General features: G+C 73.5%; 3 protein-coding genes and 1 pseudogene. 2 read left to right on the top strand and 2 right to left on the bottom strand.

What is annotated here, in order from left to right:
• Together ACY45C_RS12560 and ACY45C_RS12555 are read left to right on the top strand one after the other, a co-directional pair.
• Window positions 1-268 (top strand): annotated as a pseudogene (locus ACY45C_RS12560) (molybdate ABC transporter permease subunit); the annotation flags it as partial.
• A 14-nt stretch (window positions 269-282) separates the two neighbouring features.
• Complete coding sequence (locus tag ACY45C_RS12555) at window positions 283-1,014, top strand: ABC transporter ATP-binding protein (RefSeq protein ID WP_462187798.1); 732 nt, start codon at window positions 283-285, stop codon at window positions 1,012-1,014.
• Window positions 1,015-1,024: 10 nt separating this feature from the next.
• Here the strand turns inward: ACY45C_RS12555 and ACY45C_RS12550 are convergent, their stop codons facing one another.
• Together ACY45C_RS12550 and ACY45C_RS12545 are read right to left on the bottom strand one after the other, a co-directional pair.
• A complete protein-coding gene (locus tag ACY45C_RS12550) occupies window positions 1,025-1,237 on the bottom strand; it encodes a DUF1918 domain-containing protein (RefSeq protein ID WP_462187797.1) in 213 nt (70 codons plus the stop codon).
• Between the two features lie 36 nt (window positions 1,238-1,273).
• On the bottom strand, window positions 1,274-2,219 hold a 946-nt coding region (locus ACY45C_RS12545; RefSeq protein WP_462187796.1), incomplete at its 5' end, for a dienelactone hydrolase family protein.

Genomic DNA, 2,219 nt, shown 5'->3' with positions numbered 1-2,219 from the left:
CTGGGCTCGCGCCCTCGGCGAGTTCGGGGCCACGATCACGTTCGCCGGCAACTTCCCCGGGACCACCCGGACCACGCCGCTCGCGGTCTACCTGGCGCTGGAGACGGACTCGGACACAGCCATCGCGCTGTCACTCGTACTGCTCGCGGTCTGCGTCGGAGTTCTGGTGGCACTGCGGGGCCGCTGGTTCCCCGGCGCCCGGCGGATTTTACGCAACCGGGGAACGCGTGACGCCGCCCCGAAGGCGCTCGAGCGGGGCATCCCGTGAACGCGGGGCATCCCGTGAACACCGTCCCCGGAGATTCGGCGGGGGCGGCGCCCCCCGCCCCCGCCCCCGGCCTGGATCCGGCGTCAGCCGGGCTCAGCGCGCTGATGACAGTGCGACAGGGCCAGTTCGTGCTCGACGTCAAGGTCAGCGTGGCACGGGGGGAGACGGTCGCCGTCCTCGGCCGCAGCGGGGCGGGCAAGAGCACGCTGCTGCGGGCCCTGGCCGGCCTCCTCCCGCTCGACGAGGGCCGGATCACCCTCGGCGGCGAGGTTCTCGACGACCCGGCCGAGCACCGTTTCGTCCCGTCCGAACAGCGGCCGGTCGGCATGGTCTTCCAGGACTACCTGCTGTTCCCACACCTGCGGGCCCGCGACAACATCGCCTTCGGCCTGCGGGCCCGCCTCGGCCAGGGCCGGCGGCACGCCCGGGCGTCCGCGGACACCTGGCTGGAACGGTTCGGGATCGGCCATCTCGGCGACCGGCGACCGGATGCCCTGTCCGGCGGCCAGGGGCAACGGGTGGCGCTCGCGCGGGCGCTGGCGCCGGGGCCCGGACTGCTGCTGCTCGACGAACCGCTCGCCGCGCTCGACACCGCGACCCGCCGCGAGGTCAGGTCCTTCCTGCACAATGTGCTACCGACACTGGCGGCTCCGGTGCTCATCGTCACGCACGATCCCACGGACGCCGAGGTTCTCGCCGACCGCACCCTCGCCCTCGATGCGGGGCGGGTCGTCGACCAGGACTGATCCGGGCTGCTCAGCCGGCCCCGCTGCGTGCCTCCTCGCCGCGGTGACGGATCTCGGCATCCGGACCCGGGTAGACGAAGCTGACGTGCCCCGTGTCGGACCAGCGGACCGCAAACGGCGGATCCCCCGCCGCCGAGCGCACCTCGAAGACCTCGCCGAGTCGGTCCGGCTGCCGGGTGGTGTGACGGTGGACCACCAGAGTGTCGCCCGGGTGGGCACGCATCGCCCGGCGTCGCGCGGAAGTCAGGTCAGTACCCGGTCAGGCGCGACCGGGATGGCCGGCCAACGCCAGGTGATCGACGAACCAGTCACGCGCAAGCGCGGCCGCCTGCTCCAGGGCACCCGGCTCGGCGAACAGGTGCGTGGCGCCCGGGACGATCGCCAGCCGGTTCTCGCAGCCCAGCAGTCGGGCCTGGGCCTGCCGGTTCAGCTCGAGGACCAGATCGTCCCGCGCACCGACGATGAGCAACGTCGGGGCGCGTACCGCGGTCAGCTGCGCCGCGGCCAAGTCCGGTCGGCCGCCCCGCGACACGACGGCCGCGACGGGGAACCCCCCTTCCGCGGCGGCCCGCAGCGCCGCGGCGGCACCGGTGCTGGCGCCGAAGTAACCAATGGGGAGGGCAGCCGTCGCCGGTTGGCCGCGCAGCCAACCGGTCACGTCGATCAGCCGCCGGGCAAGCAGCCCGATGTCGAACACGTTCGCCCGGTCACGCTCCTCGTCCGGGGTGAGCAGGTCGAACAGCAGGGTCGCGAGCCCCGCGGCATTGAGGTCGCGGGCCACGAACTGGTTACGTGGGCTGTGCCGGCTGCTGCCGCTGCCGTGAGCGAAGACGACCACTCCCCGGGACTGGTCGGGCACGGTGAGCCGACCGGCGAGCCGAACTCGACCGACGGGGATGTCGACCTCGACATCGCCGCCGGACAGGTCGGCTACCGCGCCGCCGACCGGCATCGTCAGCGCGGCCCGGCGCAGCAGGTCGACGACCTCCTCGTCCGGTGTCTGGGAGAAGTCCGCGTAGAACTCGCCGATACCGAAGAAGGCGTCGGGCGTCTGGACGCAGACCACCTCGTCTGCCTGCCGGCGCAGCCAGCCGATCCGGTCACGGGGGGCAACGGGGGTCGCCAGCACCACGTGGGTGGCTCCCTGGGCCCGCACGACCTGGCACGCGGCAGAGGCCGTCGAGCCGGTCGCGATCCCGTCGTCC

Source organism: Frankia sp. CcWB2 (assembly GCF_977927585.1).
The sequence above is the reverse complement of the archived record's forward strand: the minus strand, read 5'-3'. Positions and strand labels throughout refer to the sequence as shown.